Below are 3,378 nucleotides of genomic sequence, written 5' to 3'. Positions count from 1 at the left end.
GCCGGCCACCCATCGGGGTGGCCGGCCGTTCTCGTCGTCCGAGGGTCAGGCCCCGGCGTCACGCTCGGCGATCCGGCGCAGCACGTGCTCCTGCACCGCACCGAGCGAGGTGATCGACCGGGCCGTCTTCTCGTCGATCGGTTCGAGGTCGAACTCGTCCTCCAGGGCGAAGGCGAGTTCCATCAGGGCCAGCGAGTGGAAGCCGAGGTCCTGGACCAGGGCCGTCTCCTCCCCACGCAGGCCGTCGGGGTTGGGCGCCAGGTCGAGCACGATGGCCTGGACCTGAGCGCGGATCTGCTCGTCGGACTGCTTCGGTCCCACGACCGTCGGGGTCTGCTCACTCATGGTCGCTACTTCCTTCCGGATCGCCCGGCTCACCGGAGCTGTGCGGGTTGATGGACGGGAACGGGTTCCGCGGGTCGGTGCGGTCCCACAGACGGGGGCTGGCAACTGCGCAGTACGGCGGCGAGCACCGGCACCGCGGCCGTGGTCCATCCGGCGACCGCCGCGTCGAGGTCGCCGAACTCCTCCTCGAGCACCGCCAGGCCGCGGACCGGCACCACGGCACCCAGCTCCACCAGCAACGGGCGTAGCTGTGCGTCGCAGACGAAGCGGTGCTGCGCCCAGCCGGCGGTCATCACCGGCACCGCGACCGTGCCCGGACGCAGTCCCTCGCGGGGGAGCATGTCGAGGAAGAGCTTCAGCAGGCCGGTGTAGGAACCCTTGAAGGTCGGGCTCACCACCACCAGCAGGCCGGGTCCGCGGACCCGGGCGACCACCCGTTCCAGGGGCGCGTGGGCGGCGGTGCCGGCGATCAGCCGGGACGGCAGGTCCGCGCCGAGTTCGGCCAGGTCGACCAGGTGCGGCTCGCCGAGGTGTACGCCGAGGTCGGCCAGACCGGTCCGCAGCGCGCCGGTCACGTGCCGGGCCACGGTGAGGGTCCGCGAGCCCCGGCGCGGGTTGCCGATCAGGACGGTGGCCGGAACGGAGAGGGGATCCGTCGGAGGGATCATCCGCTCGGGCGCGTGTTGCCGCAGGTCGGTCACCGGTCTCCTTCCGGGTCGGCCAGCAGTCCCCGCCGGCGGAGGATCGGCAGCACACCCTCACCGAAGGTGTACGCCTCCTCCAGGTGCGGCTGGCCGGAGAGGATCAGATGGTCCAGTCCGAGGGCGTGGTACTCCTCGATCCGGTCGGCCACCTCGACGTGGCTGCCGACCAGCGCGGCTCCGGCGCCGGGGCGGACCAGCCCGTAGCCGGCCCACACGTTCGGGTAGACCTCGAGGCTGTCGGTCCGGCCCTGGTGCAGGGCGGCCATCCGGCGTTGCCCCTCGGACTCGGTGCGCGCGAAGCGCCGCTGGGCGGCGGCGATGGTGTCCGGGTGCATCCCGGCCACCAGGCGGTGCGCGACGTCCCACGCCTCCTCGGCGGTGTCCCGGCTGATCACGTGGAACCGGGATCCGTAGGACAGCTCGCGGCCCTGCGCGTCGGCCCGGTCCCGGACCTTCTTCACCAGGGCGGCCAGTTGCTCGGGGGGTTCGCCCCAGGCCAGGTAGACGTCGGCGTGCCGGGCGGCCACGTCGTGCGCGGCGGCCGAGGACCCACCGAGGAAGACCGGCGGGGTGACCGGATGTCCCCGGGTCAGCCGACCGGCCCGTACCCGGTAGTGGGTGCCCTCGAAGTCGTACGTGCCACCGGACCAGGCGCGGCCGAAGACGTCGAGGAACTCCTCGGCGCGGGCGTAACGCTGGTCGTGGTCGAGCCAGTCGCCGTAGCGCAGCTGCTCGTCGGGGTCGCCGCCGGTGACCACGTTGAGCAGCAGCCGACCACCGGAGAGGCGTTGCAGGGTGGCGGCCATCTGCGCGGCCACCGTCGGCGCCACCGAGCCGGGGCGTACGGCGACCATGAAGTGCAGCCGACGGGTCCGGTCCGCCAGGGCGGCCGACACCAGCCAGGGGTCCTCGCAGAACAGCCCGGTCGGCACCAGGGCGCCGGTGAAGCCGAAGCGGTCGGCGGCTCCCGCGACCTGCGCCAGGTAGTCGATGTCCGGCGCGCGCCGGACGTTCTCCGCCGGGTCGACGGGCGCGCCCTGCGGGGTCTTCGCCACCTCACGGCCGTCACCGTGGGACGGGAGGAACCAGTGCAGGTGAAGTGGCATGTGGACCTTCCTGTCACAGCAGTTGTCGTGTGAGCGGTCGCGTCCGGCGGGTACAGGCACCCCCGCTCCCTGCGCGCTACCAGGTAGGGCTGGTCGAAGCCTCCCAGCACCCGGATGCGGTGTCAAGAGTGTGTGACGCCAGTGTCGTGTTGTGTGGCGCTTCTGGGCCGGGGCGTCAGCCGCCGCGCCTGGTCCGCAGCGGTGCGGTCGGTTCGGCGGCCAGCCGGGCGGCCAGGTCGGCGTAGCCGGCGAGGAACGCGTGGGCCGCGGCGGGCGGGTACGCGGCGGTGCTGTGGTAGAACACCGCCCGCAGGTCCGCCGGGCCGACCGGGGCCACCGCCAGCTCGAACTGGAACCGGCTGCCCAACCCGGGCGGCACCAGCAGTTCGAACCCGAGGCCCGCCGACACCGTCCGGTGCTGCACCTCGGCCATCACGTTGAACAGCACGTCGTCGGCGCGCCGCCCGCCGGTCTGCACCACGTCCAGCGGCAACATCTGGTACGGCAGGTCCTGGTAGGTGAAGGCGCCGATGGCCGCCGCATGCGCCTGCCCGACCAGGTCGGCGAAGGTCTCGGCCTGCCCGACCCGGGCCCGCAGCAGCACCATGTTGGCCAGCAGGCCGACGGTCTCCCGCAGCTCGGGACGCGACCGGTTGGCGAACATCGAGGCCACCGCCAGGTCGTCCTGGCCGGTGATGCGGTGCAGGTGGTGATAGAAGACCGCCAGCAGCACCGAGAACAGGGTGGTCCGCTGGGTCCGGGCCAGGGCGCGCAGCCGGGCCACCGCCTCCCGGTCCAGGTCGACCGCCACGTCGGAGGTGGTCGGGCCGTCCGAGGACGAGGGCGCGACGGCGGACGTGCCCACCGCCGGCAGTTCGCTGCCGGTCAGCTGCCGCCGCCAGTACTCCCGGTGCCGGCGCAGCCCGTCGCCGTCGAGCAGTTCCTGCTGCCACCGGACGAAGGCCGCGTACTGCCAGCCGGTGGCGGGCAGCCGGATCGGTACGCCGCTGGCCTGCGCGTAGAGCATGCCGAGGTCCCGGAAGAGGATTCCGGTGGACCAGGCGTCGGTCACCAGGTGGTGCAGGTTCAGGCAGAGCACGTGCTCGTCCGGCCCGAGCCGCCACAGCGTGCTGCGGGAGGGCCACTCGGTCGGGTCGATCGCGGTGCGCAGCTCGGCGCGTACCGCCTGGTCGACGGCGGCGGCCGGGTCCGGCCGGTCGGAC

4 protein-coding genes are annotated in these 3,378 nt (G+C 73.2%); all 4 read right to left on the bottom strand.

Features of this window, described 5'->3' with window-relative positions; all coding sequences use genetic code 11:
* Positions 1–45: 45 nt before the first annotated feature.
* A complete protein-coding gene (locus tag EYA84_RS29180; protein ID WP_131057237.1) occupies positions 46–345 on the bottom strand; it encodes an acyl carrier protein in 300 nt (99 codons plus the stop codon).
* Positions 346–374: 29 nt separating this feature from the next.
* Complete coding sequence (locus EYA84_RS29175; RefSeq protein WP_131057235.1) at positions 375–1,046, bottom strand: NADPH-dependent FMN reductase; 672 nt, start codon at positions 1,044–1,046, stop codon at positions 375–377.
* Positions 1,043–2,155, bottom strand: a complete 1,113-nt coding sequence (locus EYA84_RS29170) for an LLM class flavin-dependent oxidoreductase (protein ID WP_131057233.1) — start codon at positions 2,153–2,155, stop codon at positions 1,043–1,045. The genes EYA84_RS29175 and EYA84_RS29170 overlap by 4 nt, the downstream gene beginning before the upstream one ends.
* Positions 2,156–2,330: 175 nt before the next feature.
* On the bottom strand, positions 2,331–3,378 hold a 1,048-nt coding region (locus EYA84_RS29165), incomplete at its 5' end, for a condensation domain-containing protein (RefSeq protein WP_131057231.1).

Source organism: Verrucosispora sp. SN26_14.1 (assembly GCF_004307965.1).
In the GTDB taxonomy this organism is placed as follows: Bacteria; Actinomycetota; Actinomycetes; order Mycobacteriales; family Micromonosporaceae; genus Micromonospora.
The sequence above is the reverse complement of the archived record's forward strand: the minus strand, read 5'-3'. Positions and strand labels throughout refer to the sequence as shown.